General features: G+C 60.4%; 21 protein-coding genes and 1 pseudogene. 14 read left to right on the top strand and 8 right to left on the bottom strand.

Features of this window, described 5'->3' with window-relative positions:
- Positions 1-12 precede the first annotated feature (12 nt).
- Both NXC14_RS02915 and NXC14_RS02920 read right to left on the bottom strand, forming a co-directional pair.
- Positions 13-858 (bottom strand): arylamine N-acetyltransferase, encoded by an 846-nt coding sequence (locus NXC14_RS02915; RefSeq protein ID WP_085776886.1) that lies wholly within the window; start codon positions 856-858, stop codon positions 13-15.
- 57 nt (positions 859-915) lie between these two features.
- Positions 916-1377, bottom strand: a complete 462-nt coding sequence (locus NXC14_RS02920) for a cupin domain-containing protein (protein ID WP_085776887.1) — start codon at positions 1375-1377, stop codon at positions 916-918.
- A 284-nt stretch (positions 1378-1661) separates the two neighbouring features.
- Here NXC14_RS02920 and NXC14_RS02925 point away from each other — a divergent pair, with 284 nt between their 5' ends.
- The 6 genes from NXC14_RS02925 to NXC14_RS02950 all read left to right on the top strand — a co-directional run bounded on the left by NXC14_RS02925 (position 1662) and on the right by NXC14_RS02950 (position 6249).
- Positions 1662-2147 carry a pyridoxamine 5'-phosphate oxidase family protein gene (locus NXC14_RS02925; RefSeq protein WP_245362120.1) on the top strand — a complete coding sequence of 162 codons (486 nt, stop codon included), beginning with the start codon at positions 1662-1664 and terminating at the stop codon, positions 2145-2147.
- Positions 2144-3496 carry a GAF domain-containing protein gene (locus NXC14_RS02930; RefSeq protein ID WP_085776889.1) on the top strand — a complete coding sequence of 451 codons (1353 nt, stop codon included), beginning with the start codon at positions 2144-2146 and terminating at the stop codon, positions 3494-3496. Before NXC14_RS02925 ends, NXC14_RS02930 begins: the two co-directional genes overlap by 4 nt.
- A 243-nt stretch (positions 3497-3739) precedes the next feature.
- Positions 3740-4027, top strand: a complete 288-nt coding sequence (locus tag NXC14_RS02935; RefSeq protein ID WP_085776890.1) for a DUF2282 domain-containing protein — start codon at positions 3740-3742, stop codon at positions 4025-4027.
- 61 nt (positions 4028-4088) lie between these two features.
- Positions 4089-4976: a DUF692 domain-containing protein gene (locus NXC14_RS02940; protein WP_085776891.1), complete on the top strand. Its 888-nt coding sequence runs from the start codon at positions 4089-4091 to the stop codon at positions 4974-4976.
- 2 nt (positions 4977-4978) lie between these two features.
- Positions 4979-5755: a DNA-binding domain-containing protein gene (locus NXC14_RS02945; RefSeq protein ID WP_085776892.1), complete on the top strand. Its 777-nt coding sequence runs from the start codon at positions 4979-4981 to the stop codon at positions 5753-5755.
- Positions 5752-6249, top strand: a complete 498-nt coding sequence (locus NXC14_RS02950; protein ID WP_085776893.1) for a DoxX family protein — start codon at positions 5752-5754, stop codon at positions 6247-6249. The genes NXC14_RS02945 and NXC14_RS02950 overlap by 4 nt, the downstream gene beginning before the upstream one ends.
- 139 nt (positions 6250-6388) lie before the next feature.
- Here NXC14_RS02950 and NXC14_RS02955 read toward each other — a convergent pair whose 3' ends face one another.
- The 3 genes from NXC14_RS02955 to NXC14_RS02965 all read right to left on the bottom strand — a co-directional run bounded on the left by NXC14_RS02955 (position 6389) and on the right by NXC14_RS02965 (position 9981).
- Positions 6389-6709 carry an ATPase inhibitor subunit zeta gene (locus tag NXC14_RS02955; protein WP_176536333.1) on the bottom strand — a complete coding sequence of 107 codons (321 nt, stop codon included), beginning with the start codon at positions 6707-6709 and terminating at the stop codon, positions 6389-6391.
- Positions 6710-6874: 165 nt separating this feature from the next.
- Positions 6875-8131 carry an arsenic transporter gene (locus tag NXC14_RS02960; protein ID WP_085776895.1) on the bottom strand — a complete coding sequence of 419 codons (1257 nt, stop codon included), beginning with the start codon at positions 8129-8131 and terminating at the stop codon, positions 6875-6877.
- A 137-nt stretch (positions 8132-8268) separates the two neighbouring features.
- Positions 8269-9981 (bottom strand): ATP-binding protein, encoded by a 1713-nt coding sequence (locus NXC14_RS02965; RefSeq protein ID WP_157131366.1) that lies wholly within the window; start codon positions 9979-9981, stop codon positions 8269-8271.
- 477 nt (positions 9982-10458) lie between these two features.
- Between NXC14_RS02965 and NXC14_RS02975 the strand changes: the two genes are divergently transcribed.
- The 4 genes from NXC14_RS02975 (at position 10459) to NXC14_RS02990 (ending at position 14713) form a co-directional block, all read left to right on the top strand.
- The gene (locus NXC14_RS02975) at positions 10459-11292 is read left to right on the top strand and encodes a MipA/OmpV family protein (RefSeq protein WP_245362121.1); all 834 of its coding nucleotides are present in this window, start codon (positions 10459-10461) and stop codon (positions 11290-11292) included.
- A 208-nt stretch (positions 11293-11500) separates the two neighbouring features.
- Complete coding sequence (locus NXC14_RS02980) at positions 11501-12247, top strand: response regulator (protein ID WP_085779957.1); 747 nt, start codon at positions 11501-11503, stop codon at positions 12245-12247.
- Positions 12248-12622: 375 nt separating this feature from the next.
- Positions 12623-13792: a patatin-like phospholipase family protein gene (locus NXC14_RS02985; RefSeq protein ID WP_245362122.1), complete on the top strand. Its 1170-nt coding sequence runs from the start codon at positions 12623-12625 to the stop codon at positions 13790-13792.
- A 39-nt stretch (positions 13793-13831) separates the two neighbouring features.
- Positions 13832-14713, top strand: a complete 882-nt coding sequence (locus NXC14_RS02990) for a DUF3313 domain-containing protein (protein ID WP_085776898.1) — start codon at positions 13832-13834, stop codon at positions 14711-14713.
- A gap of 204 nt (positions 14714-14917) precedes the next feature.
- Here NXC14_RS02990 and NXC14_RS03000 read toward each other — a convergent pair whose 3' ends face one another.
- On the bottom strand, positions 14918-18049 hold the full coding sequence (locus NXC14_RS03000) for an efflux RND transporter permease subunit (RefSeq protein WP_085776900.1): 3132 nt from the start codon (positions 18047-18049) through the stop codon (positions 14918-14920).
- Entirely contained in the window at positions 18046-19071 is a 1026-nt protein-coding gene (locus NXC14_RS03005; RefSeq protein WP_085776901.1) for an efflux RND transporter periplasmic adaptor subunit, read from the bottom strand. The genes NXC14_RS03000 and NXC14_RS03005 overlap by 4 nt, the downstream gene beginning before the upstream one ends.
- 680 nt (positions 19072-19751) lie before the next feature.
- Between NXC14_RS03005 and NXC14_RS03010 the strand changes: the two genes are divergently transcribed.
- The 3 genes from NXC14_RS03010 to NXC14_RS33255 all read left to right on the top strand — a co-directional run bounded on the left by NXC14_RS03010 (position 19752) and on the right by NXC14_RS33255 (position 22511).
- Positions 19752-21206 (top strand): S41 family peptidase, encoded by a 1455-nt coding sequence (locus NXC14_RS03010; protein WP_198175492.1) that lies wholly within the window; start codon positions 19752-19754, stop codon positions 21204-21206.
- Between the two features lie 144 nt (positions 21207-21350).
- Positions 21351-21725, top strand: a complete 375-nt coding sequence (locus NXC14_RS03015; RefSeq protein ID WP_085776903.1) for a hypothetical protein — start codon at positions 21351-21353, stop codon at positions 21723-21725.
- Positions 21726-22283: 558 nt separating this feature from the next.
- Positions 22284-22511: a hypothetical protein gene (locus NXC14_RS33255; protein ID WP_085776905.1), complete on the top strand. Its 228-nt coding sequence runs from the start codon at positions 22284-22286 to the stop codon at positions 22509-22511.
- Positions 22512-22670: 159 nt separating this feature from the next.
- Here the strand turns inward: NXC14_RS33255 and NXC14_RS03030 are convergent, their stop codons facing one another.
- On the bottom strand, positions 22671-23264 hold the full coding sequence (locus NXC14_RS03030) for a TetR/AcrR family transcriptional regulator (protein WP_085776906.1): 594 nt from the start codon (positions 23262-23264) through the stop codon (positions 22671-22673).
- 131 nt (positions 23265-23395) lie between these two features.
- Here NXC14_RS03030 and NXC14_RS03035 point away from each other — a divergent pair.
- Positions 23396-23786: pseudogene (locus NXC14_RS03035) on the top strand (RidA family protein).
- Positions 23787-23820 lie beyond the last annotated feature (34 nt).

Below are 23820 nucleotides of genomic sequence, written 5' to 3' on the forward strand. Positions count from 1 at the left end.
GAGGTTGTCGGCTCACGCAGCCTTGTCGCGGCGGATCGTCTGGAGGCGCTCCCAGACGCGGTCGGACCGGGGAATGTCGAGATCGAAGACTGTCTCGAACGTGTCGCCGAGATGGGCGGCGCTCGTTATGGGCTCCTCGCTGAGGCTGTTCGCCGTCACGCGGCGCAGACGGTCGTTCTGGAGGGCGACATAGCCGTCCGCCGTGTGCCGCAGGACCGCGAGCGCATTGGTGAACGGGGAGCCGGGATCTTGCATCAGCCAGCCATGTGTTGCGGCCATCGCGGCTTCGTCGCTGTGGTCGAGCCGGAAATCGAAGCTTTTCGCGATGCCGAGAACATGATTATTGAAACGCAGCCAGCTCCCGTCGGCCGGCATGATGGAGAAATCGAAGCCGCGTTGGCTGATCGGCCCGGCCACAAGCGGCACCGGCTCGATGATGGCGTCCGCTATGCCGACCTCGGCGAGATAGGGACGGTCGAGATCGACACGCAGCGTCAGATGATTGCCGATGGCGATGTCGCCAAGCTTTTCCCGGTCGACCGCGCCGCAAAGGCGCGTCACACGGAAGCCCAGTGCAGCAAGCGCGGCGCCGAAGAGGCCGTTCATCTCATAACACCAGCCGCCCCGCCGCCTTTCGACCATCTTGGCGAATGCCGCAGCCGGGGTGATCGAGGAGGGCCATCCCATGAAGGCGTCCAGTGCCTCCCATGTAAAACTCATGAGATGGGCGCGATGCAACTGCGACAAGCTGTCTATGTCGAGGCGCGAAGGCCGCTCGACCCCGATCCGAGCCAAATAGGCATCGAGTTGCGCGGTTGTCAGGGTCACTGCGTTTTCGTTGGAAGTTGCATGTGTCATCGTTCGGTCTCCTTTCAAGTGGACCGTTGCTCATTATCGAGACGTGTTTGCGTTGGTTCAGGCGACCTTGCGATCGTCCTCGGGTGGGAAGGTCAGGCCGAAGCCCCTGGCGATCGAGGCGATCTGCTCGGGCGTTTCCGGCTTGCAGAGTTCGACGATCGGAAAGAAGCTTTCGAACCCGCCCGGCGTGACGACGACCATGAGGCGGCCCTCCGTCTGCCCCACATTGCGGAACCGGTGCGGCACACCGCGCGGCAAGGCGATAGAGCCCCCTTCCGTGAGTTCGACATAATCGCCGGCGCACCAGAAGCCGAAGCGGCCGGCAAGAACGCGGAACAACTCGTCCTCGCGTTCATGCACGTGCAGTGGCGGACCTTCGCCAGGCAGCACGCACGCTTCGAACAGGCCGAGCGAACCGCCGGTATTGCCCGCCATAATACGGATGACATGCTTGCCGAAGGCCATTGCCGGCATCCCATGCCCCGGCGGCGAAACCGCCGCATGATCAAACTTCTCCATTTCTCTTTCTCCAAATTCGTGCCGCATCGACCGCCGGCGGTTTCGCCCTGGCGCGAAACGCAGAAATCCGTGCCCGCTCCGGTATGCGGGGCGGGCGCGATTGTCATTCGCCCGGCGGCACGGGGCCGCCGAACACCGGAGGTGTGATGGTAGTCGAGGCCGTTGAGCCGGTACGTCGCTTCTATAGCGCAGCGAAAAAACCGGCGTTCCTAAATGAATGTGCAAGCCGTACCGGGAATCCTAAAAGTTTGCTAAGGAGGGTTGGGCAAGCAATGGGGGCGGCAGTGAGGCTTGACGACAGGCTCCTCGATTTTTTCAACAGGCCGCTGATGTGCATCATCGCGGTGGCTGACGAGACCGGCCGTCCTTCGGCGGGACGCGGCGTCGGCTTCCATCTTCTGGAAGACCGAGAAACGATCGACGTCATCTTTTCAGCCTGGCAGTGGCCGCGGCTCGAAATCGGTATCCGGCAGACCGGGCGGATCGCCGCCACCTTCGTAACCCCTTCGGATTATGTAAGTTTCCAGCTGAAGGGGAGCGCCGGCATGCGAGAGATCCAGAGTTCCGACCTCGATCGCGCCGATCACTTCATCACCGCGGCGACGAACGAGCTCGAATCGCTCGGCGTCCCCCGGCATCTCATCTCGCCATGGCTGACGGCGCGTGAGGCGCGGGTCGCCCGGCTGGTGATCAGTGAAATATATGTCCAGACGCCCGGCCCGCTCGCCGGCATGCTGGCGGGCAACCATGTTGGCGCGCGGTCCCAATGAATCTGCGGCTTTCCGATCTTTCCGCCTGCTTCGAGGGTGTCATTCCCTCCATCATCGCCACGGCATCGGCCGACGGCATGCCGAACATATCCTATCTTTCCCATGTGGTGCGGGTCGATGAGGAGCATGTCGCACTCTCCAACCAGTTCTTCGCCAAGACGGCGGCGAATATACGCGCCAATCCAAAGGTCACGCTGATCCTGGTGGACGGGTTCTCCGGCGATCAGTTCCTGCTCGACATTGGTTTCGTTCGTTCGGTCGATGCCGGCCCGCTGTTCGACAAGATCGCTCGCCAGCTCAAGGCGAGCAGCGCGCAAATCGGCATGTCGGATGTCATGCGGCTGAGGAGCGCCGATATTTTCCGGGTGTACGGAATTGAGAAGGTTCCCTCGCCGGTGGAAACAGCTTCGCCGCCGAGCAGCCGGGCGCCTGTCAGCCTCCCTGATCTTTCCAAGGCGATCAAGGCGATCGAGCGACAGTCGGAGGCCGATGAGATCATCGACAACCTGCTCACCGGCGTCAAGCACGTGTTGGGATACGGCAACGCGCTCGTGCTCATCCACGACAACCATCGCGGCTGTCTGATCACGACAGGCAGCATCGGCTACGAGCGCTCGGGCCTCGGATCGGAAATCGCAGGCGGCGATGGATTGATCGGGGCTGCGGCAGCGGGTGGACAGACGATCAAGGTCAGTGACATGAGCCGTGTGCGCCGGTTTGGCGAAGCGATCGGCCTGGAGGCGGAAGGGGCTGAAAACGCGACGCGCACGATCGCTTTCCCGCATTTGCCGGCGGCGATGAGCCAGATTGCAGTTCCCATGATCGCCGGCGGCACGGTGACGGGCGTGCTCTTCATCGAGAGTCCGGAGCGGCTCGCTTTTCGCGAAGAGGACGAGGCTGCTCTCGAGATACTGGCGGGACAGGCGGCCGGCGCTCTGAGAGCCAGCGAGCGGGCAGCGGCTGTCGCCGAACAGAGACCTGCGATCAGCACGCCTGAGCCTGCTGCGGCCGGCCAAGAAATCCGCGTCGTCCATCACCGCTTCGATGACAGCGTCTTTATCGATGGCACTTACATCGTGAAGGGCGTTGCCGGCACTCTGCTGCGCCTCATGCTCGATTGGCATCTGAGCGACGGCAGAAGCGAGTTCACCAACCGGGAAATGCGGTTGACGGCCGGCGCACGCATGCCGGAGATCAAGGACAATCTCGAGACCCGGCTCTTGCTGTTGCGCCGTCGGCTCGAAGAAAAGCAGGCGCCCATCCGCCTCGCCCGCGTCGGCAGGGGCCGTGTCAGGCTAGAGGCGGAAGGACCGCTGGTCCTTGAAGCCGTCACAGGTGAATACCCATAAGCTGAGTCATTTCCCCATTTTCAGCACGGACGAGTTCGAGCTTCGACATCTCATCCAAAGACATGCGAGAGGGCCGGTTTGCGGTGCCGCCTCCAACATTGTGTCATCGCCCGCAGCCGGCGTCTTGAAAAGGCCGATCACCAATTCGTGTTCGTCATGGCTGTAACAAGCGGGATCGTCGGCTCGAAAGAGGGATTACGCGGCCGATGATCGGTACGCGGACCTTTCAAGAGGAGACCATCCATGAACCGTTCCACTCTGACCCTTGCCCTCGCAGGCTCGCTTGCCACTGCGATTTCATCCGCTGCCTTCGCCGCACCGCTGCCGGCGGAGAAAATGGTGGGCAAGGAGAAATGCTATGGCATCGCGCTCAAGGGTCACAATGATTGTGCCGCCGGTGCCGGCACGACCTGCGCAGGTACATCGACGATGGATTATCAGGGGAACGCCTGGAAGGCAGTCCCAGCCGGCACCTGCACCAGCATGAATGTCAAGGGGCACATGGGTAAGCTCGAGCCGACCAAAGGCTGACCCCTAAAGGGAGGCCCGATGCTCGGGCCTCCATCTTTTCTCGCCAAACCGGGAGAATGCGATGACTGCTTCGACAACCCGACCTGTCCTGCTGCCTGCACGGGGCGGCCTCGGCCTAAAGCCCGAGCATTATGAGACTATTCTGGCCGATCTGCCGGATGTCGGCTTCTTTGAGGTCCATGCCGAGAACTACATGGGCGCAGGTGGACCGCCGCATCGCTATCTCCAGGCCATCACGGAACACTATCCGCTGTCGCTGCACGGTGTCGGTTTGTCGATCGGCTCGCCGCGTGGGCTCGACAAGGCGCATCTGAATCGACTTCGCAGCTTGATCGACCGCTATCGGCCGCAGAGCTTTTCCGAACATCTGGCCTGGTCGACGCATGAAACGGGATTTCTCAACGATTTGTTGCCGCTACCCTACACGGAAGAAACGCTGGCACGCGTCGTCGACCATGTCGATGAAACGCAACAGGCGCTCGGGCGACAATTGCTGCTGGAAAACCCTTCCACCTATATACTGTTCGCCGACAGTACGATCGATGAAGTGGATTTTCTCGGGGCGATCGCGCAGCGGACGGGCTGTGGCCTTCTGCTCGACGTCAACAATGTGATGGTCTCGGCGGTGAACCACCGGCTCGATGCCGCCACCTATATAGATCGTTTTCCGGTCGAGCTCGTCGGCGAGATTCACCTCGCCGGCTACGACGAAACCGTCGACTCCACCGGCGACCGGCTGCTGATCGACGCACACGCGACGGCAGTGAAGAGCGATGTATTGGCGCTCTACGCACATACCCTCGCGCGCACCGGCGCAATCCCGACGCTAATTGAATGGGACAATAATGTTCCGGATTTCGCCACGCTGTATTCAGAGGCGAAACGCGCGGATGCGATGCTCGCCGCCGAAACGTTTCGCCGCGGCGGGCGCCGGACCCGGGCGGCGTAACGATGGATTTCGCAACCCGCCAAACTGCCTTCGCCGATGCCTTGCTGCATGCCGACCGGCCGGTGCCCGACGGCGTCATCAACGCACGCGGCAAACCCGACACGGTGCGGTTTGCCGTCTACCGCAACAATGTGTTCGTCGGGCTCACAAAGGCATTAGCGCAACGCTATCCGGTGACGGAGAGGCTCGTTGGTTCGGAATTCTTTCTGGCCATGGCGCGCGCCTATGCCCAGGATCACAAGCCGTGCTCACCGCTGATCATGCAATATGGCGACGATTTCCCGGATTTCATCGCAGCTTTTGAACCTGCAAGAGCGCTTGCTTACCTGCCCGATATCGCCCGGCTCGAGGCGGCCTTGACAGACGCTTACCACGCCGCCGACAGGGCGCCTCTCGATCTTGCGGCATTCAAAGCCGTGACGCCGGAGATGCTTTCGGACTTGCGGCTCGTCCCACACCCATCGGCGCACCTGATCCAGTCGATTTTTCCGGTTGGTTCGATCTGGAGCGCACATCAAGAGGAGATGGTTTCGCCGGTCTCCGATTGGCGTGGGCAAGCGGTCCTCGTCTCACGACTGGAAATGTCGGTCAATGTTCATGTCCTGCCACCGCGGGACGCCATCTTTGCAGCCGCCTTGTTCAACGCCGCCACTCTTGGCGAGGCGGCAAAGGCGGCATTTGCAGCTGCCCCCGGATTTGATTTCGGAACGGCGCTGGTCGGTCTTGCCGGTCTCGGCGCGTTCAGCGCCCTTCAACAGTATAAAGGAAACTCCACATGAAAACCGAAGTGGCCCCTTCGCACGGCTTTGGTGCTGCCGCTGCCTCCTTCGTCACACGCGCTGAAGCGCTGCTCGCTTCCGTTCCCAAGTCGTTGCCGCTGCTGGCATTGCGTTTTGCGCTGGCTATTCCTTTCTTCAAGTCGGGGCTGACGAAATGGGACGGCTTCCTGACGCTTTCATCGGGCGCACGATATCTTTTCGAGGAGGAGTTCAAGCTTCATATCTTCGGTAGCGCAGTTGCCTACCCGTTTCCTCTGACGATGGCGACGGCCGCCGGAATTGGAGAATTGGTCCTGCCAATTCTGCTGATCCTCGGCCTGGCCACACGCTTTGCTGCTCTCGGTCTGCTGCTGATGACGGCGATTATCCAGCTCACCATCCCGGATGGCTGGGCGAATTTTCATTTGCCCTGGGCGGCAATGGCGCTGGCATTAGTCGTGTTCGGTGGCGGCAAGATCGCGGTTGATCCGTTTGTCTTGCCGCACCGCAAATGACGCGGCGACCAGACGCCTCATCTCCCCGAGGAGGCGCTCAGCTGGCATGAGGGCCTGCGCCGGACGGGAAGAGACGGTCATGAGATGTCTTCTCCGGCACGAAAGTGCCGCAGGCTGGCGCACATCGCCCGGAAAGGCTTTAGCCGGCTTCGTCGAGGGACCTTGCGGCTTCAAGCAGAAGCTGCTTCATTTTCTCGCGAACCGTCTGAGCGCTGATAGCGACGTCTGCATATTGCAGGTCGCTGAGAATCTTTCTGAAGACGTTCTCATCGCCTGACTCCAGCAATCCGGCGGAAATGACTTCGTCGAAATAGACGTCGAAGTCGGTTCGTCCGATGAGCTCGGCCGCCCAGCGTGCCAGCATCCGGTCGCGCCTCGCCTGGATATGGAACGAACGCTCAAGCTTCACGATGTACTCTTTCTCAAGTGCTTCTTCACGCTCGTCGATGATGCCCATCATCGATCCTCCCGCTGAATGGCCGTCAGGCGTTCGAATGTGTCGCATTCGCTGCGCAAGTAAATTCTTGCTTCGGAAACTGCCTGCATGAAGGCCGCTCGCGCCATTTTAGCAGATAATTGTGTAGATCCAAAAGGTTAGAGCGGCACGCGCCTCGCCTGTAGGCACTTAAAACAGGAAGAGCGATCCCAGAGACAGAACGAGTGCGGGGAACATGACGACGGTTCCGAGTTTTAGAAAGGTCCAGGCGCCGATATGCAGGCCCTCGCGGCGCAGGGCAGACAGCCACAAGATCGTCGCCAGCGAGCCTGTCACCGACAGATTGGGGCCGAGATCGACGCCGATCAGCACGGCGCCGGCGATCTTGTCGGAGACACCGGCGGCCTGCACCACGCTGCCGGCAAGCAGGCCGGCCGGAAGATTGTTCACGAGGTTGCAGATTACGCCGACGAGCAAGCCCGCCACGCCGATCGCCTGCGATTGCGAGAACGAGGCAAGCGCAGCCAGCTGATCGGAGAGAATGTTCGTCAAGCCGGTGTGATCGAGCGCTTCGACGATGACGAACAGGCCGGCGACCAGCGGCAGAACGCTCCAGCTGATGCCCTTCATCGTCTCGGCCGGGCTTTGCCGCGTCAGCATCAGAACGATCGTGGTGGTGATCGTGCCGGCGACAAAGGTCGGCACGCCGAGATCGACATGCATGGCCGACGCTGCGATCAGAACAATGGCCGTCAGCAGGATTCCCCATCCTGCCAGGCGGGCGCTGCGGGAGAGGGGTGGCCGCTGCGTGTCGGCGGCAAGAGTGTCTTCTGCAAGGGCGCGGCGCTGCGTCCAGTAGAGGCAGAGGAACGTGGCGACGATCGAAATGATCGACGGCAGCATGAATGTCGACAGCCAGCGGGAGAGCGGCGGCATGTCGCCGCCGGCAAAGATCACCAGATTGGCCGGATTGGAAATCGGCAGGACGAAGCTCGCGGCATTGGCGATGAAGGCGCAGATCAACAGATAAGGCATCGGGTCCTTGACCCGCGCCGTGCGGCAGGCGGCATAGACGGCGGGCGTCAGCACCACGGCCGTCGCATCGTTGGAAAGAAAGACGGTGACAACCACGCCCACGAGATAGACCAGCACGAAAAGTCGCCGGGGTGACCCCTTGGCGTAGGCAATCGCAATGGCGGCGATCCAGTCGAACAGGCCTTCGCGCCGCGCAAGTTCCGACAGCAGCATCATGCCGATCAGAAAGAGGTAGACATCGCCGCCCTTGGCGACGCCCGCCAGGGCATCATGGGGTCCGAGCAGGCGGAAGGCGAGCAGGAGCAGGGCGCCGAAGACGGCCCAGATCGCTTCCGGCCACCGAAAGGGACGGACGACGACGCCCATTGCAGTGAGGCCGGCGATCCCCCAGGTCATGGCATGTTCAGTCATTCGGAAACCGCGTTCGGTTGGTGCGCGGCAGATCAGCCGCTGTGGTTAGTGCGAGAGTGTTTTACCGAGCGAATACATGTTTGCTGAAGCAGTTACAAATCAGTTTGCTTCGTTTCAGCGGAATTTGGCGATCAAATTCATCCTGCATTCGTATTTGCCGGAGCATGGATTGCATCGGGCGATGGCAGATTGATTTCGGCGATCAAGCCGCGCGGCGTGGCGTTTTCCAGCGTCAGCGTTCCGAAATGGCTTTCGACGATGTCCTTCACGATGGACAGTCCCAGACCGAATCCGCCGCGATCGTTCCGCGCCGCATCCAGTTTGTAGAACGGTTCCAAGACATCGGCATGGGATGACGCAGGGATGCCAGGCCCATCGTCGGTGACACTGATGCTAATCGCCCGATCCGGTTTGACATGAAGTTCGACATTCACGTGCCGGGCAAACTTGGTGCCGTTGTCGATCAGATTGGCGATAGCGCGCTTCAGCGCTTGAGGTCTGCATGGATAGGCGAAACGATCAGGCCCGTGATAGGCCACCGAATAACCCATATCGGCAAAATCATTGCAGGCGGTATTTATCAGGCTCGGCAGGTCGGCTCTCAACTGAGTTTCTTTCGACGCGTCTTTCCTGAGGTAGACCAACGTCTCATCGACCATCAGCGCCAAGGCATCGATATCCGCCAGCAACGCGGCGCGCAGGGATGGTTCCGTTGAGCGCTCAGCCCTGAGCCGCAGGCGCGTCAGCGGCGTTCTCAGATCGTGGCTAATGGCGCGCAGCATGCGTGTGCGCGCTTCGATCATCCCGCGGACGCGGCTGCGCATGTCGTTTAGCGACTTCGCAAGGGTGCGGACCTCCGGCGGACCAATTTCGTCGAAGGGGCGCTCCGGACCCTTATCCGGGTCGAGATCGCGTGCGGCCTGAGAAAAGCGTTGAAGCGGTGATGCGATCATGCGGCTGCCGTAGAGGGACAATAAAATGACTGGCACGAACATGGCCATGGTCGCTAGGAAGTCGCTGATTTCGCGATCTGTGATGCGGGAGTCGGGCACGGCAGGTGGCGGGAGGAAAGCCAGAGCGCGACGCTGATCGATGCCAACGACCAGCACCGGCTGTCGGTCACCACCCGCGGCCCGCAGCCGAGCTTCGACGCCCGGCGAAAGATTTTTTTCGATTTCGGAGCGAAAGTCGCCTTCCTCCGCCTCGAGTTCGGGGCCGTGCAGTTCTGCTGAGGAGACCTCTTCGACCTGAAGTCCGGTCCTTCTCGCAGCGTCCAGAACGGCGGCCTCTTGATCGGCGGTTTCGGCAGAGCGGATCATGTCGGTGACGAACTCAATGCGCATGGCAACGGCGCGCGCCTGTGAGACGCTTTCAGGCTCCTTGATCGTCAGGTTTTCGCTGATGATGCCGAGGATGGCGAAAAGAACAACGGGCGCAACGGCAAGCAGGGCAATCTGCCGGTGGATGGAACCTGCAAAAAAACGCGCCAGCATCGTCAGCCTTTCTGATCGGTACCGCAACAGCCGATAGTTGCCCGCTTCATCCGCCGCGCGCCTCCCCTTCGCCAACTGCCAGATAGTACAAAGCGGTGTCATCCCGTTGCGATGGTAGCAAATGTCAGCCGGAATGATGTTTTTATTTGTAAACGTTATGCGGCGCGGAACGCCTAATGCGAGGCCGCCAGCGTCTGAACCCGCTCGAGAAAAGCGGCCCTGTCGAACAGCACCGGCTGTGCGGATGACGCCGCGTCGATATTGGGCAGCACAAAGGCTTGAATGTTCACCACGGGAAGATTGGAGAGGATCCGCACATCGCCGATTTTTGAAGTAATGGTGACGATCACCTTGCAAAGGAGACCTTCCAGGGCGTGTTTGAGTTCCGGTGGAGTGCCTGCGCTCCTCACGTCGAAGCCCGCGCTCCGCAGCACTTCTCCGGCAAGATGTGATCCGCGTTGGTCCGGGATGTAGACAAGGACGGGAGGGGCAGGGTTTTTCCCGGTCATCAGTTGGTTCCTCTTCGTAGGCCGCGCATGCAAAGTAGGAATTTCATTCTGAAAGTGCGTTTCATTTTATTAAGAGTTGTGTCTTCCGCCGCCGATGCGTCGTCCGGTACTTCTTTTCACGCCGGCAGACGTGTCAGCGATCAGGCTGAATTCGGCCTAGGTCATGTGACCGCCCGTCCGGGAGTGTCAGCTCAGGGCGCGGCTATCGACCTCGGAAACATCTCTTAACAAGACAAAATCCATCCCAAAACGGTTTGCCTGCAGGCTGCAGTCCGCTCGAGGACAGCAAGCCTCGGGAAAACACCAGGAGCGAACTTTGCCTTTTATGAAAAAGAAAATTGGTTTGATGATTTTGCCATCGCTGGCCGTTCCCCTTTCGGCAGGCAATGGGGCATGGGCGGCGGATCCGGGCGAATTTGGCGCTGGAGGACCGGTTGCACCAACCAGCGAACGCCCCGGTGGTATTCGCGGCAAGCTTCATGACTGGAATGTCGTTGTTGGAGCTGGAGCGGTGTACGGCCCGAAATTCGAGGGATCGAAAGACTTTGAAGTCATGCCGGTCCCCTTCGTTTCCGCAAGCTTTTTCAACGATTACGTCCATGTCGGTCCAACCGGCTTGCTGATCGATATCTACAAGGTCGAGAATTTCAAAATCAGCGCCAGCGGCGGCATGGAGTTCGGTCGGGACGAAGATGATAGCGATCATCTGAAGGGATTGGGCGATATTGATTCCGGTGCAAAAATCGGCGGTGTGATATCCTACTCACTCGGACCAATCGAGCTCAGTGCCGGGATCGACAAGATCATCGGGGGCAGCGACGGTGTCACGGGGACATTCGGTGCGGAATATTCTCACATGGTAGGCCAGTTCATCTTCTCCGCCGGCGCATCGGCCACCTGGGCGGACAAAAATTACATGAAGTCCTATTTTGGGGTCACCCCCTTGCAGTCGGCAAGGTCCGGCCTTGAAGTCTATGATGCAGGCGCAGGCTTCAAGCGCATCGATCTTACCGCATCGGTCACGTACCTGTCATCCGAGCACTGGTTCATCCGCGGCCAGGCCGAACTGGGAATTCTCACCGGCGACGCGCGCAATAGCCCGGTGGTTCAGAAGGAGACTCAGCCTTCAGTGATGATGTTTGTCGGCTACAAATTCTGACCTCATCCGCGGTTCACATGCCCGCCGAACCACCGGCGACCGCCGATATGTCGCGTCTGTTCGCGGCCGGCTGTTACTTGCGGCGTGGCGGCGCGCGCTTCCCCAGTGGAGGAACAATCGCTGGTCGAAAGATGCAATAAACGATGCGCAAACATTTTCTGTTAGATAGGAACTGAAGCGGATGCTTTCCCAGAATCAGGCGCCGGATATGAGTCATATCGCAGTCAATTCACCCATGCAGGCTTCGGTCCGCATCCTGATCGTCGAGGATGACCGCGATATTTCGAGCATGTTGATCGACCTCATGAAGGAAGCGGGCTATGCCGCCGAAGCGGTTGGTTCCGCGATGGAAATGGACCGCCTTCTGAAGAAGAAGGAATTTCAGCTCATCGTCCTCGACGGCATGCTTCCGGGCGAGGACGGCTTCAGCATTTGCCGGCGCATCAGATCGGCCAACACGGTTCCGATCCTCATGCTGACGGCGTTGACGAAGGAAGTCGACCGGGTGATCGGCCTTGAGCTCGGCGCCGACGACTACGTCACGAAACCCTTCAATTCCAGAGAACTCCTGGCAAGGATCAGGGCGCTTTTGCGGCGATCTTCCTATTCCATGCAAATCAAGCCCGTTCAGGAAGCCATGACGTTCGCCGGTTGGCGCATCGACCCCGTCACGCGCGAACTGACCGACAGCGATGGTGTTCATGTGTCGCTGACGACGGCAGAATTCGATGTCTTGCTGGTGTTCTGCCAGAATCCGCGGCAGGTCATGAATCGCCAGGAAATCCTTGCCCGCACGCATGCAGGTTCAGCCGGCCCCGTCGAGCGTAGTATCGACGTGCATGTCAGCCGTGTTCGGCAAAAGATCGAACCCGATTACAAGGAGCCGACCTTCATCAAGACGGTACGGCTGGGCGGTTATATCTTCACGCCTGAAGTTTCGCTGGCGCGGGACTGATCAGCGGAACTGCAGCTTGCGGGTGATGCCGCTGGAACACCGGGCCGTCTCTTGCTGCCTTCAAAAAGCAGCTCTTCCAGCTATCCCACAGACGACCAGTCAAGCGCTCACCATCTGTCTAATCAACGTCTCCCAAATTACGGCGGTGGTTATCGGATGATGCGTATAGTTTTCTCCCTGCTTGGCTAGCCGATGCGGGAAGCGGGCGACGTCCAGCGGCGGCGTCGATCACAACTCTTAACAACTCAAAACCCAAGACAACAGCGAATCCCGATTAATGCCATTAGACGCGATCCGAAAGGAAGCTAGCGCAGCGACGCTCCACGGCCGGCGGTGATTGCCGCTCTGACCGTGGCCGATGACAGGGCGACAAATTTGATTCGACTGATGGCCATCCTGACGCTTGCCCTTCTGGCTGGCTGCATGGCGCCGGACCGGGTTAGCTACAGCCCGAAGGCGGCCGCCGACGCCAGTATCGAAGGATTTGCCGATATCCGCACCTATGCGGACAGCGGCCGGCAGTTGCCCGATACGCGAGCCTGGCTGGCAATTCCAAGACACAAGGACGTCAATTATCTTGTCCTGTCCGGCGGCGGGGCCGGAGGGGCCTTCAGCGTCGGGGCACTGAAGGCTTGGTCGGACAGCAAAGAGCGGCCGGAATTCGACATCGTCAGCGGCGTCAGCACCGGCGCGCTGATTGCACCTCTGGCTTTCCTAGGCCCGGCCTATGATGACACGCTCGTCGATCTCTATACGAGCGGGGTGGCAAAGCAGTTGGTGGACGCGGATTTTCTGCCGAAGGCACTGCTTGGCCCAAGCCTGTTGAAGCAGGAACCGCTGCGCCGGATGGTCGAGCGCCATCTCACCCGGGAGATCCTGGACAAAATCGCCGTCGAGTACCGCAAGGGCAGGCGCCTTCTCGTCCTCACTTCAAATCTCGATTCGCAGAGACCGGTGGTCTGGAACATGGGTGCCATAGCCAATAGCGGTCGGCCTGATGCGTTGAAGCTCTTTCAGGATGTCATCATTGCCTCGGCGAGCATCCCGGGCGTTTTCCCGGCCGTGCTCATCAAGGTTAGGGCAGGCGGCCAGGAGTTCGAGGAGATGCACTCGGACGGCGGCTCATCATCCCAGATTCTGACGATCCCCGAGGGGTGGATGGCGAGCCCTCGCCTGGCGGCGTGGCCGAAGGGCCTCAAGCTGAACATGTATGTCATCGTTAACAATGCTCTCATGCCGGAGTTCTCCACGACCACGAACAATACTCTTGCTGTCATGGCCAGAGCGAGCGCTGCCCTCATCAAGTCCCAGACACGCAGCGCTTTGGTCGCCACCTACGTCTATGCGCAAAAGAACGGCATCCGCTTTCGGGTCGCCTCGATCGATCGGCAAATACCCTACAAAATGACCGATCCCTTCAACACCAACTACATGCGCGCCGTCTACCACCTGGGCTACGCCGAGATGGTAAGCGGCAGTCTGTGGAAGGACGAGCCGGTCTTTGCCGATCTCGCCGCAGCAGATTCTGCTCGATCCTCGCAATAGCCGCCAATTCCTCACAGCTTCCAACGATAGGAGAACGACATGTTACATTCCCGCGCTGACCGGGCCCTCATTCGCCGCCATCGCCCTCCGGGGGCCTCGGCCCTTCTGTCCTGCCTTATCCTATCGGCTGCTGCAGGCTGTGCCTCAGTGCCGCTCGAAGAGGCGCACACGCTGGTCTCCTATGACGGCCTGACGTCGAACAACGGCAAGATCACCAAGGCGAAATTCAAGATCGAACCGAACGATCTCGCTGCTGCCAAAACCATCTACATCGAGCCAACGAGGGTTTCGCCAAACGCAGACCCTTCCATCAAGAAGCCTTCGGAGTCAGCCCTCATCGCCAATGTCATCAGCCGCGCCCTCTGCGTCGGCGTCAGCGACCGGTTTCAAGTGGTCGACCGGAGGGAGAACGCCGATGTCGTCGTTCACGCCACCGTCACCCGGATCCTGCCGACGAACGCCACGATGGCCGGAGTGTCGACCGCGACTTCGCTCGGTGCCTCATTCGTCATTCCGGTTCCCGTGCCTCGGTTGCCGGTCGGGCTCGGAGGCTTGGCCGTCGAGGCCGAAGCGAGGACAAGAGACGGCAAGCAGGTGGGTGCGATGGTCTGGGCCAAGGGCGCCAATGCCATTACCACGAGCGCACGCGTGTCGCAGGTCGGGGATGCCTATTCGCTCGCCTCGAGCTTCGGCAGCGATTTCTCCAAGATGCTCGTCAACGGCAAGACACCCTACAAAGGACTGCCCAAGTTCCCGTCCGCTCAGAAGATCAAGTCGAGCCTCGGGGGCAGGCCGAAATACCCAGCCTGCGAGCGCTTCGGCCGGTCGCCTGGCGTCAAGGATTTCGCCGCTTCTCAAATCGGCCTGCCGCCGTCCTGGACGGACAAGCAGCCGGCGGTCGTAGGCCAATGGGCACCATGACCTGGATCGACGATCAAATACGATAAGCAGGTGTCTTGCGCTGCTCGACATGTAAGGCAGGCGCAATCTGAATCTCTTTCAACACATCACCGCCGGCATCCGAAGTGCCGGCGGTTTCGTCATCGCCGCTGGGCGCCGGTTCAAAACGCCGTCGGCTTTTGACACGGCGTTCTCTTGGCGGCCTGTCGCTGAAGAGTCCGAGCTTCACCTTGCGAGACTGATTTTTCCACCGTGCCTCTGGTCGTTCGAAATACTCTCTTGATCGTCCGTGGTGGCAGCCTCGGGACGCCTTGCCGCGGTAATTCGCCTGAGGAAGAGGAGGAAATCGTCGACAAAGGTGAAGATGACTGGAATGACAAGGAGGGTAAGAACAGTCGAGGTCATCAGGCCGCCAATCACGACGATTGCCATCGGCTGCCGGAAGCTCGCATCGCCACCGCTGAGACTGAGGGCCACAGGAAGCATACCGCCTCCCATTGCCATCGTCGTCATGACGATCGGGCGCGCCCGCTTGTTGCAGGCATCAACCAGGGCATCGAAGCGCGGGGCGCCTCTACGTCGCGACATGATCGCATATTCGACCAGCAGGATGGAGTTCTTCGTCACCACGCCCATCAGCATCAGCAGACCAATGACAACAGGCATTGAGAAACTCGTTCCCGTCAGAACGAGGGGCAGAATGGCGCCGCCGAGCGACAGGGGAAGTGCCATGAGAATCGTCAACGGCTGGAGGAAGTCGTGAAAGAGAAGGACCAACACGGCGTAAATACAGAAGATGCCGACCGCCATGGCGGTGCCGAAGCTGTCGAAGAGGTCGGATCGGCGCTCGAGTTCGCCCTGTTCGATAAGCATCACCCCGGGGGGAAGGCTGTGGAGTGCAGGCAGTGCCTGGGCCTCGCGGTAAACCTCGCCGAGGACGCGGCCGTTGAGCTCGACCGAAATCATGATGTTGCGCGACCGGTCGATCCGGCTGATCTCTGACGGGCTGCTCCCGATAGTGATGTCGGCAACCGAACTCAAATCGACGCTGCCTCCGCTGCCGGCAACGCGCAGATTGGCAAAGTCTTCGAGCGTCGTGCGGTTGTTCGGGTCGAAACGCACGCGGATGTCAAGTTGGCGCTGTGGCAGGTTGAGCTTGGCGAGGGCGGAGGAATAATCGCCGCCGGTTGAGACGCGAACAGTCTCGGATATCGCGTCCGCCGTTACACCGAAGGCGGCGGCCCGATCAGGATCCGGGACGATCTGGATTTCGGGGGCCCGAAGCGAAGCGCTTGATGTCACCGCCCCAATGCCTCGCAGCGTTCGAAGCTGTTCTTCAAGCGCACCGGCCGCCTTGTCGAGTGCGTCGGGGTCGTCGCTCGCAAGGGTAATGTCGAGTCTGGTGCCATTGCCGCCCGACCCCACTTGAATGCGGGCTCCCGGAAGGGTGGCGAGCGCCTGCCGGATATCGCTTTCTATATCGAGTTGGGAACGTTCGCGTTGGCTGATCTTTTTCAGGTCGACGATGAGAGATGCACTCGCCGTATCGGCTGTCGTTGCGGAATCCAGGAGATCACCTGATGAAACTGTCCCAACGGTGGAGAAGACATGTGTTACATCAGGTAGGTGGGAGATCAGTTGGGCAGCCCTGCGGGTGGTCGCATCCGTTTCTTCGAGCGGTGTTCCGGGTTGCAGCGTAATCGTAACCTGCGTCTGCGCATCGTCCGAAGCCGGCAGGAAACCCGAGTTGAGGAGGGGGATCGTCGCCAGCGAGAGACCGAGGAAAACAAAGACGCAGATCGTCGTCACGAGACGGTGCTTCAGGCAGGCTTTCACGAGCGCGATGTAGCCCTGCATGATCCGCCCATCCTTCGCCCCCACAGGATGAATCTTCATCATGTACGCGGCCATCATGGGCGTCAAAAGACGCGCAACCAGGAGGGAGGCAAGAACAGCAACCGACGCCGTCACGCCGAACTGTCGGAAAATCAGCCCCGGAATGCCGCTCATGAAAGCGGTCGGCAGGAAGACGGCGACGAGCGTCAAGGTCGTGGCGACAACCGCAAGCCCGATTTCGTCCGCAGCCTCGAGAGCCGAGCTCCTTGCCGATTTTCCCGTCTGCATGTGGCGCGCGATGTTTTCGATTTCGACGATCGCGTCATCGACGAGGATGCCGACCACCAGCGAGAGCGCCAGCAGAGTCACTGTGTTGAGGCTGAAATCGGCCAGATACATGATGGCGAAGGTCGGAATGACGGACAGCGGAAGCGCAATTGCTGACAGGAATGTTGCGCGCCAATCCCGCAGGAAGAGCCAGACCACGACGATCGCCAGAATAGCCCCTTCATAAAGCATCTGCATCGATCCGCCATAATTCTCGACGATCGGGCCGACTGTGCTATAGGCTTTGATGATCTCGACATCGGGACTGGCCTTGGCCAAGTCCTTTGCCGCGGCTTCGATCGCTGCAGCGACAGCCGTGTCGGAAAAGCCGTTCGCGCGTTTGATCTCCACGGCGATTGCCGGTGTTCCGTCGAGATAGGTGACGGACGAGCGGTCGGCAAAGCTGTCTGTTACCGCCCCGATTTCGTCAAGCCGTACCATTTCTCCACTCGGGAGCGGAATTGCTAGCGCCTTGAGCTCCGCAATCGAGGAAACCGCCCCGATCGTTCGGATCGTCTGCTTGCTCCCTCCGATCTCGCCTCGCCCACCCGATGTGTCGGTCTGCACCGACCGCAAACTCGAGGAAATGGTCGTCGCGCTGACATTGAGCGAGCTCATCAGTTGCGGGTCGAGATCGATATGGATTTCGCGATCGACGCCGCCGATACGGTTGACCTGGCCGACGCCAGCAACAGCAAGCAAGGCTTTTGTCATGTCATTGTCGACGAACCAGGAAAGCTCGGTCGGGTCGAGCCGGGTGGACCGCACGGCAAAGGCGATAAGCGCCGAGCCTTGGATCACAGTCCTCGTCACGCTCGGTGGCTGCATCGCGGACGGCAGGTCCCCGCCGGCACTGTCGACGGCGTTACGCACCTCATTCAGTGCCTCCTCACCGTCCTTGCCGATCCGGAAGGACACGCTGATGACGACCGTGCCCCCCGTGATCTTTGTCGTGATATGGTCCAGGAGCCTGAGCGAGGCGAGTTTGTCCTCGATCTTACGGGCGACTTCGGTTTCCAGTTGGGCCGGGGCAGCGCCCTCGAGCGTGGCGTGGATCTGAACCGTCGGAAGATCCATGTCCGGAAAGTTCTGAACCGGGAGCCGCTCGAAGGCAACGAGCCCAGTTCCGGTCAGTAGGACGAAAAGCAGGATGGCGGGAACAGGGTTGCGGATGGACCATGCGGAGAAATTCATCGTGCCTTTCCTTCCACGCGCACGATGGTGCCGTCCGAAAGGAAGGCGCCTCCGGTCTTCACGACCATTGCCGAACGCGTGAGACCGGAGATTATCTCTACTTCGCCGTCGTTGCGGCGGCCGGTTTCCACCCGGAGGCGCCTGACGCGCTCTTCGGGGTCAATCGTAAACACGTAGTTGATACCGTCGCGCGAAACTAGCGCGGTTTCCGGCACGGTGAGCGCGGATGTGACCCTGAGCTTTATTTGCCCGGTCGCATAGAAGCCGATCGGCGGCCGAGAGCCCGCCGCCAGTGAGACGTAGACGAGTGTTCTGCCGGTATCGGTGCTGACGGTCGGCGCAACGAGGCGAACCGTTCCCGTCAGCCGCTCGCCGCGGGGCCCGTCGATGGTTGCAGGCATGCCTTCCTTGATAAGGGGACGGTACCGTGTCGACACCTCGGCCTGCCACTCGATGCGCTGTTGGCGTACGAGGCGGAACAGCTCCGCGCCCGATGTGACGACGGCGCCGAGCTGGGCGGAACGAGAGGTGATGAGGCCATCGTCCGCGGCCATGATGGTTGTTTGGGAAAGTCTGATCTTCTGACTCTCAACCAGAGCCAGGGCGGACTCGACACCAGCCATCGCTATTTGCTCGGTGCTCAGATATTCGATGATCTTCTCATCGGAGAGCACGCCGCTACCCTTCATCTTGCGTGCGCGCTCGGCATTGGCCCTGGCCTTGGCAAGATCGGCTTTGGCAGTCCCCAAGAGGGCTACTTCCTTTTGCAGATCGGCGCGCACGGTATCCTCGGCCAGCCGAGCGAGCGCCTGCCCCTTCGTCACGACAGACCCGACGTCGACGAATACATCGGTGATGCGCAGACCGCTGATTTCGGCAGCGCTGATGGCTTCATGCCAGGGCTTCAGCCAACCGCCGGCTAGAACCGTCTCCGGCCATTCTCGTTCCACGGGTGCCTCGGCGGTAACGGTCAGTGCCGCCCCGCCCGGTTGCGCGAACGTCGCTCCGTGGCCGGCAAGCAATGCAAGTAGAACAAGGCTAATGGTTAAAGGGAGACGTAGCGTCAAAGCGGAGTCCTTTCATGATACGCGCGCAGCGGATACGCGAACTGCGCCCGCAGGCCGAGGCAGGCGCGACGAGTTGGCGTCGCGCGGCGCGGCCGTGGCGCCGCCTTTGTCCGTCCGGATGTAGCGGATCGACCGCTCGGTGCGGTCAAAGATCGGCAAAGTTCGATTAAGTTAGATTAAGCCGGCCGTCCGTGCCGGCTCCGATATACCGAACAGCGCAGCGTGCCGGTTTGTCGCCCTGCTTAACAAATCAAAACATAACTGGTGATGACAAGCGCGGCTCCATTGAAGATGATCGAGCCACATCGCCTTGCTTTGCGATGCAGTTCCTGTTCGAGGTGAACGACGTCAGATGGAAGTCACAGCGCAATATCCGATACAGCCGGGCATCAGCTTCGTGCCAGCCGTTCAGGACCGTCCGCCTTGTAACGGAGCGGGCAGCTAGAGCGATCACTTACATCTTCAATATTTGTGCCTCGTTGGCTGCCGCTCACGGGAAAAGGCACGCCGTTGCTTACGGCAAGCCGACTTCTGGGCGTGCACATCAGCCGCCGGAGCGACGGCTGCGTCGATTGAACGGACAGACACATGGTTCCCTTGCCTGCCAGACGACCGCTAGACAGCGAGATGGATCGATGAAAACCAACCCTGCCGCCGGCCAGGTCTTTGTGCCGAATCCCTTGCGGGACAAACGGTCTCGACGCAGCCATTTGTCGACGCGGTGTCACGCTGCCGTCGCACGATTAGCAGTTGCCATCGCCGTTGTCGCAAGTTCTGCGGTCGCCGCTCTCGCATTCCTCCCTCTCGGGAGCGGCGCGCCGGACGAATGGCACCGCGCAGGACCGGCCGAAGAGGGCGCGAGCTATCGCCAGCTCGCGCTCTTCGGAGAGGTCTTCGAGCAGGTCCGCAACCGGCATGTCGGCGCGCCCGAAGATCCGCAGCTCATCCGCGCCGCCATCGAGGGCATGTTCACGGCGCTTGACGCGCATTCATCTTATCTCCCACCGGAACGTTTCGACGAGATGCGTCGGCAGGATGCCGGCAGGTTTGGCGGATTGGGAATTGAAGTGACCGTGGAAGACGGCATGGTCAAGGTGACCGCGCCGATGGAAGACACGCCGGCCGAGCGAGCAGGCATCAAGGCGAACGACCGGATCGTTGAGGTTGACGGCCAGCCCACATCAGGAAAGAGGCTGGAACAGATGGCGGCGTTATTTGTCGGCGAGGTGGGCAGCGTCGCCGAGTTGGCGATCCTTCGCGAAGGCGTCGCCGGCCTGATCAGACTGAAGCTCACGCGCGCGATTATAACTTTGGGGACGCCACGCCTGACTTACGAAGATTCCGTTCCGGTCATTCGGCTGGCGTCTTTTTCCGAACAAACCTATGACGGAATGGAGCGAGTGATCCGCGCTGCCTTTTCCGACGCCCGGCGGCCGCCTGCCGGCATCATCCTCGACTTGCGCAACAATGGCGGCGGTCCCCTCGATCAGGCTTGGCGGGTTGCCGACGCTTTTCTGGCGCGAGGAGCGATCTTTTATTCCTGCGGGCGAGATCGGCGGATCAGCCGCTATGCGGCACATCCCGATGCTGTAGACGCGCTCATTGCTGCGGTGCCTGTGATCGTCCTCGTCAATGGCGGCACGGCCTCTGCTGCAGAGATCGTTGCCGGCGCCCTTCAGGATCACCGGCGGGCAACTCTCGTCGGTACTCGGACATTCGGAAAGGGGGTCGTTCAGACGATCGTCGCGCTCGGAGGGCATGCCGGAATGAGCCTCACCACGGCACGGGTCTACACACCATCCAACCGGTCGATCCAGACATTGGGAATCGTGCCCGATATCGAGATAGTGGAGACAGTTCCCCAGGTCTTTGCCGGCACCGCCACTATTGCCGGTGAAGCTGGCCTTGCGCGGCATTTGCGTGGTGAGCAGGGTGAGGCGACCTTCACCTCCTCGATTTATGTCCCTGCCGATCGCGCTGATGATGAACAGCTTCAATATGCGATAAAGCTCGTATTGGGCCGGGTTCACCACCAGGCCTACCCGGCTGATCCCGATCAGGCTCGGCACCTGCAACAGCGGCTTCGCTGAAATGCCGGTCTTCTCCGCTAATAAACACCTCGGCCGAGTATGCGGCAGGACGACGAACTGACGGCGCCTTCGGGGGCGAAGACCGTCCGCAAACAACCCTATCCGGATGTCTGAAACAAACCAATCAAGTGAAAGGAAGTCTCAATGTCCGCCGCCCGCCTGCTACGAACCCGTTCGATTCAAGCGACTCTTATTCCGGCGTTCGCCATACTGGCCGCTCTTTCCGCCGAACCCGCCGCAGCCGACGAACCTCTGGCCAACGTCATCGCTGACGGCAAGCCATGGGAAATGATCGTGGTAAAACGGCGTGCTTCCAACATACTCGTATTCCGGCCGGATGGCGGCGGCACGATCAGCGATAGCCTGGCGAGCATCCATCCGACATGGAGAGCTGTCGCTGATGGGATTTGTATTACGCCCAAACCTGGTGACGCCGAAAGGTGCCTTGATCTGGTGCGGACGAAAGACGGTATTGCCGCTTCGCAGAACGGCAGGACCGTTTGGGTGCTGAAGCGATGATGCTGGCGTCAGATCAAGTGGTCGCGACGCCCGGGCGTGTCGATCAGCGGTCATTCGCCTAGGCATCGACTCGGTGTCTTCGCCGACACCGCTTTATTGCCGCTATTCGATGCTTCGCAGGAGGATTGGCTGCGTGCTGGAAAAGCTGCCTAAGGCGACGATGGCGATATAGCACCACTGCAGTATTATAAGCGCCGTGGCCGTGTACGACAGTAGATAGTCGGCGGCGCTGTTCCGCTGGCGCGCCTTTCGCCGGTGCGCTGCCATGGTGGCAAGACAAGCCGGCAGAGAGAGTGCGGAAAGAACGGCGTATTGTGTCGAGGTCCCGCCGATAAGAACCAACACAAGGGCGCAAAGGCCGAAATTGATCATCCCTGTGGCCGGAAAATCGCGAGGTAATCTCGGGGTCATCATCAGGCTTTCTGTTGAGCCGAAGCGACTTAGACACAGGTCGTCGTAAAGGTGGATCAAGTAATGTTAAGAGATATCGCGCACGCAACGGAACAATCCCAATCGCGTCAGGTTTAACATGATCCGTATCCCCCGGCGGAGGCGACGATGTGGGCAGTTCTGATCGGTGCCGCTCTCATAATCGGCGGCCTTCTTTTTCTCCTTCGGCCGACGCTTCGTCGAAGACCGAGCGATCCGCACTGGGTGCCGCAAGGCGGCGCTACGCTGGAACCGCGGCGCCAGGGCTTGAGATTCCTCGGATTGTCGCGCAATTGGCCGGCGTTGGTTGTCATCGCGGCGGGCGCATTTCTCCTCGCTTTCGGCAGCTTCTGGTAACGGAGGGCAGAGCCGGCCGCTCCGCTCGCTGCATTCGTTTCGCTGACAATTAGGTATCTTGCTGCGCGCGCAGACCGCCGCCTTTTGCTCGCCGAGAAAGCGTAAGGCTGATGGGGAGAGTGAGCGGCCCCAATTGCCGAGTGCCCTCACATCTGGAGCTCACGCGGACGTCTTGAGAAGGCCGGCAGCCAAGGCGTTGAAGGCCTCGATAGCTTTCGGTAGCACATATTCCGGCTCGTCACTGGCAGCGATCCAGAGGGCGGCATTGAGCGCGGCGCCGTTGAGCAGCCGGGCGGCTGCTTCCGCGTCGACCGGCTTTAGGGCACCCTGGACGATAAGGCGCTCGATTGTCTGCCTGGTTGCCTGAAGACAACTGCTCTGGCTCGGCCATTGTGAAGGATCACCCAGCACGGCAGGCCCATCGAGCAGGACGATGCGTTGGACCTCCGGATCAAGCGCCATTTCAATATAAGCCGCGCCCTCTGCGAGCAGGCCCTGCCAGTCATCGCCCGCACGGGTGCCGATCTCCTTTGCGCGCGACGCCATTTCCGTGTCGATCTGATCGACAACGGCCGCGAGCAGCCCGCGCTTGTCTCCGAAGTTGTGATAAAGCGCTCCCCGGGTCAGGCCGGCTTCGGCAGTCAGCTCATCCATCGAGGCGGCCGCGTATCCTTTTTCGGCAAAGGCTCTTCGCGCGGCCGCGATCAGCTTCACGCGATTTTCCTCCATCGCCTCGCTGCGTTTCTTTGCCATCTCGTCTCCAATTTCACATACGGCCCGTATATGAGGTTGACATACGGTGCGTATGCTGTTTACTACACATACGCACCGTATATCAAATGACGAGGCGGTGTCCAATCAACGATAAGGAAGCGAGATCGACAATGACCCGACGCGAAGCAATATTTCCGGCAGACAGGCATGCTCTTTACGAGAAACACGGCTATTCGGCCGCCATCCGAACCGGCGACCTTCTGTTCGTCTCCGGCCAGGTCGGCAGCCGTTCCGATGGAACACCTGAACCGGACTTCCAGCGCCAGGTCCGGCTGGCTTTCGAAAACCTCAAGGCGACGCTGGAGGCTGCAGGCTGTACCTTTGACGATATAGTGGATGACGACGTTCCACACCGATCCCGAGAACCAGTTTGAAACGATCATGGCCGTAAAGCAGGAGGTTTTTAGCAGGCCGCCCTATCCGAACTGGACCGCGATCGGCGTGAACTGGCTGGCAGGATTCGATTTCGAGATCAAGGTCATCGCCCGCATTCCGGCATGATGATCCTGCAGAGCATCCCGTTCGGTCGGCGCCT

This window comes from Rhizobium sp. NXC14 (assembly GCF_002117485.1).
Classification (GTDB): Bacteria; Pseudomonadota; Alphaproteobacteria; order Rhizobiales; family Rhizobiaceae; genus Rhizobium.

What these genes read in the sequence shown, in the direction of transcription:
- NXC14_RS02915 (WP_085776886.1), bottom strand. Translation starts at nt 858, where the DNA reads ATGACACATGCAACTTCCAACGAAAACGCAGTGACCCTGACAACCGCG.
- NXC14_RS02920 (WP_085776887.1), bottom strand. Translation starts at nt 1,377, where the DNA reads ATGGAGAAGTTTGATCATGCGGCGGTTTCGCCGCCGGGGCATGGGATG.
- NXC14_RS02930 (WP_085776889.1), top strand. Translation starts at nt 2,144, where the DNA reads ATGAATCTGCGGCTTTCCGATCTTTCCGCCTGCTTCGAGGGTGTCATT.
- NXC14_RS02935 (WP_085776890.1), top strand. Translation starts at nt 3,740, where the DNA reads ATGAACCGTTCCACTCTGACCCTTGCCCTCGCAGGCTCGCTTGCCACT.
- NXC14_RS02940 (WP_085776891.1), top strand. Translation starts at nt 4,089, where the DNA reads ATGACTGCTTCGACAACCCGACCTGTCCTGCTGCCTGCACGGGGCGGC.
- NXC14_RS02945 (WP_085776892.1), top strand. Translation starts at nt 4,979, where the DNA reads ATGGATTTCGCAACCCGCCAAACTGCCTTCGCCGATGCCTTGCTGCAT.
- NXC14_RS02950 (WP_085776893.1), top strand. Translation starts at nt 5,752, where the DNA reads ATGAAAACCGAAGTGGCCCCTTCGCACGGCTTTGGTGCTGCCGCTGCC.
- NXC14_RS02955 (WP_176536333.1), bottom strand. Translation starts at nt 6,709, where the DNA reads ATGATGGGCATCATCGACGAGCGTGAAGAAGCACTTGAGAAAGAGTAC.
- NXC14_RS02960 (WP_085776895.1), bottom strand. Translation starts at nt 8,131, where the DNA reads ATGACTGAACATGCCATGACCTGGGGGATCGCCGGCCTCACTGCAATG.
- NXC14_RS02975 (WP_245362121.1), top strand. Translation starts at nt 10,459, where the DNA reads ATGAAAAAGAAAATTGGTTTGATGATTTTGCCATCGCTGGCCGTTCCC.
- NXC14_RS02980 (WP_085779957.1), top strand. Translation starts at nt 11,501, where the DNA reads ATGAGTCATATCGCAGTCAATTCACCCATGCAGGCTTCGGTCCGCATC.
- NXC14_RS02990 (WP_085776898.1), top strand. Translation starts at nt 13,832, where the DNA reads ATGTTACATTCCCGCGCTGACCGGGCCCTCATTCGCCGCCATCGCCCT.
- NXC14_RS03000 (WP_085776900.1), bottom strand. Translation starts at nt 18,049, where the DNA reads ATGAATTTCTCCGCATGGTCCATCCGCAACCCTGTTCCCGCCATCCTG.
- NXC14_RS03010 (WP_198175492.1), top strand. Translation starts at nt 19,752, where the DNA reads ATGAAAACCAACCCTGCCGCCGGCCAGGTCTTTGTGCCGAATCCCTTG.
- NXC14_RS03015 (WP_085776903.1), top strand. Translation starts at nt 21,351, where the DNA reads ATGTCCGCCGCCCGCCTGCTACGAACCCGTTCGATTCAAGCGACTCTT.
- NXC14_RS33255 (WP_085776905.1), top strand. Translation starts at nt 22,284, where the DNA reads ATGTGGGCAGTTCTGATCGGTGCCGCTCTCATAATCGGCGGCCTTCTT.
- NXC14_RS03030 (WP_085776906.1), bottom strand. Translation starts at nt 23,264, where the DNA reads ATGGCAAAGAAACGCAGCGAGGCGATGGAGGAAAATCGCGTGAAGCTG.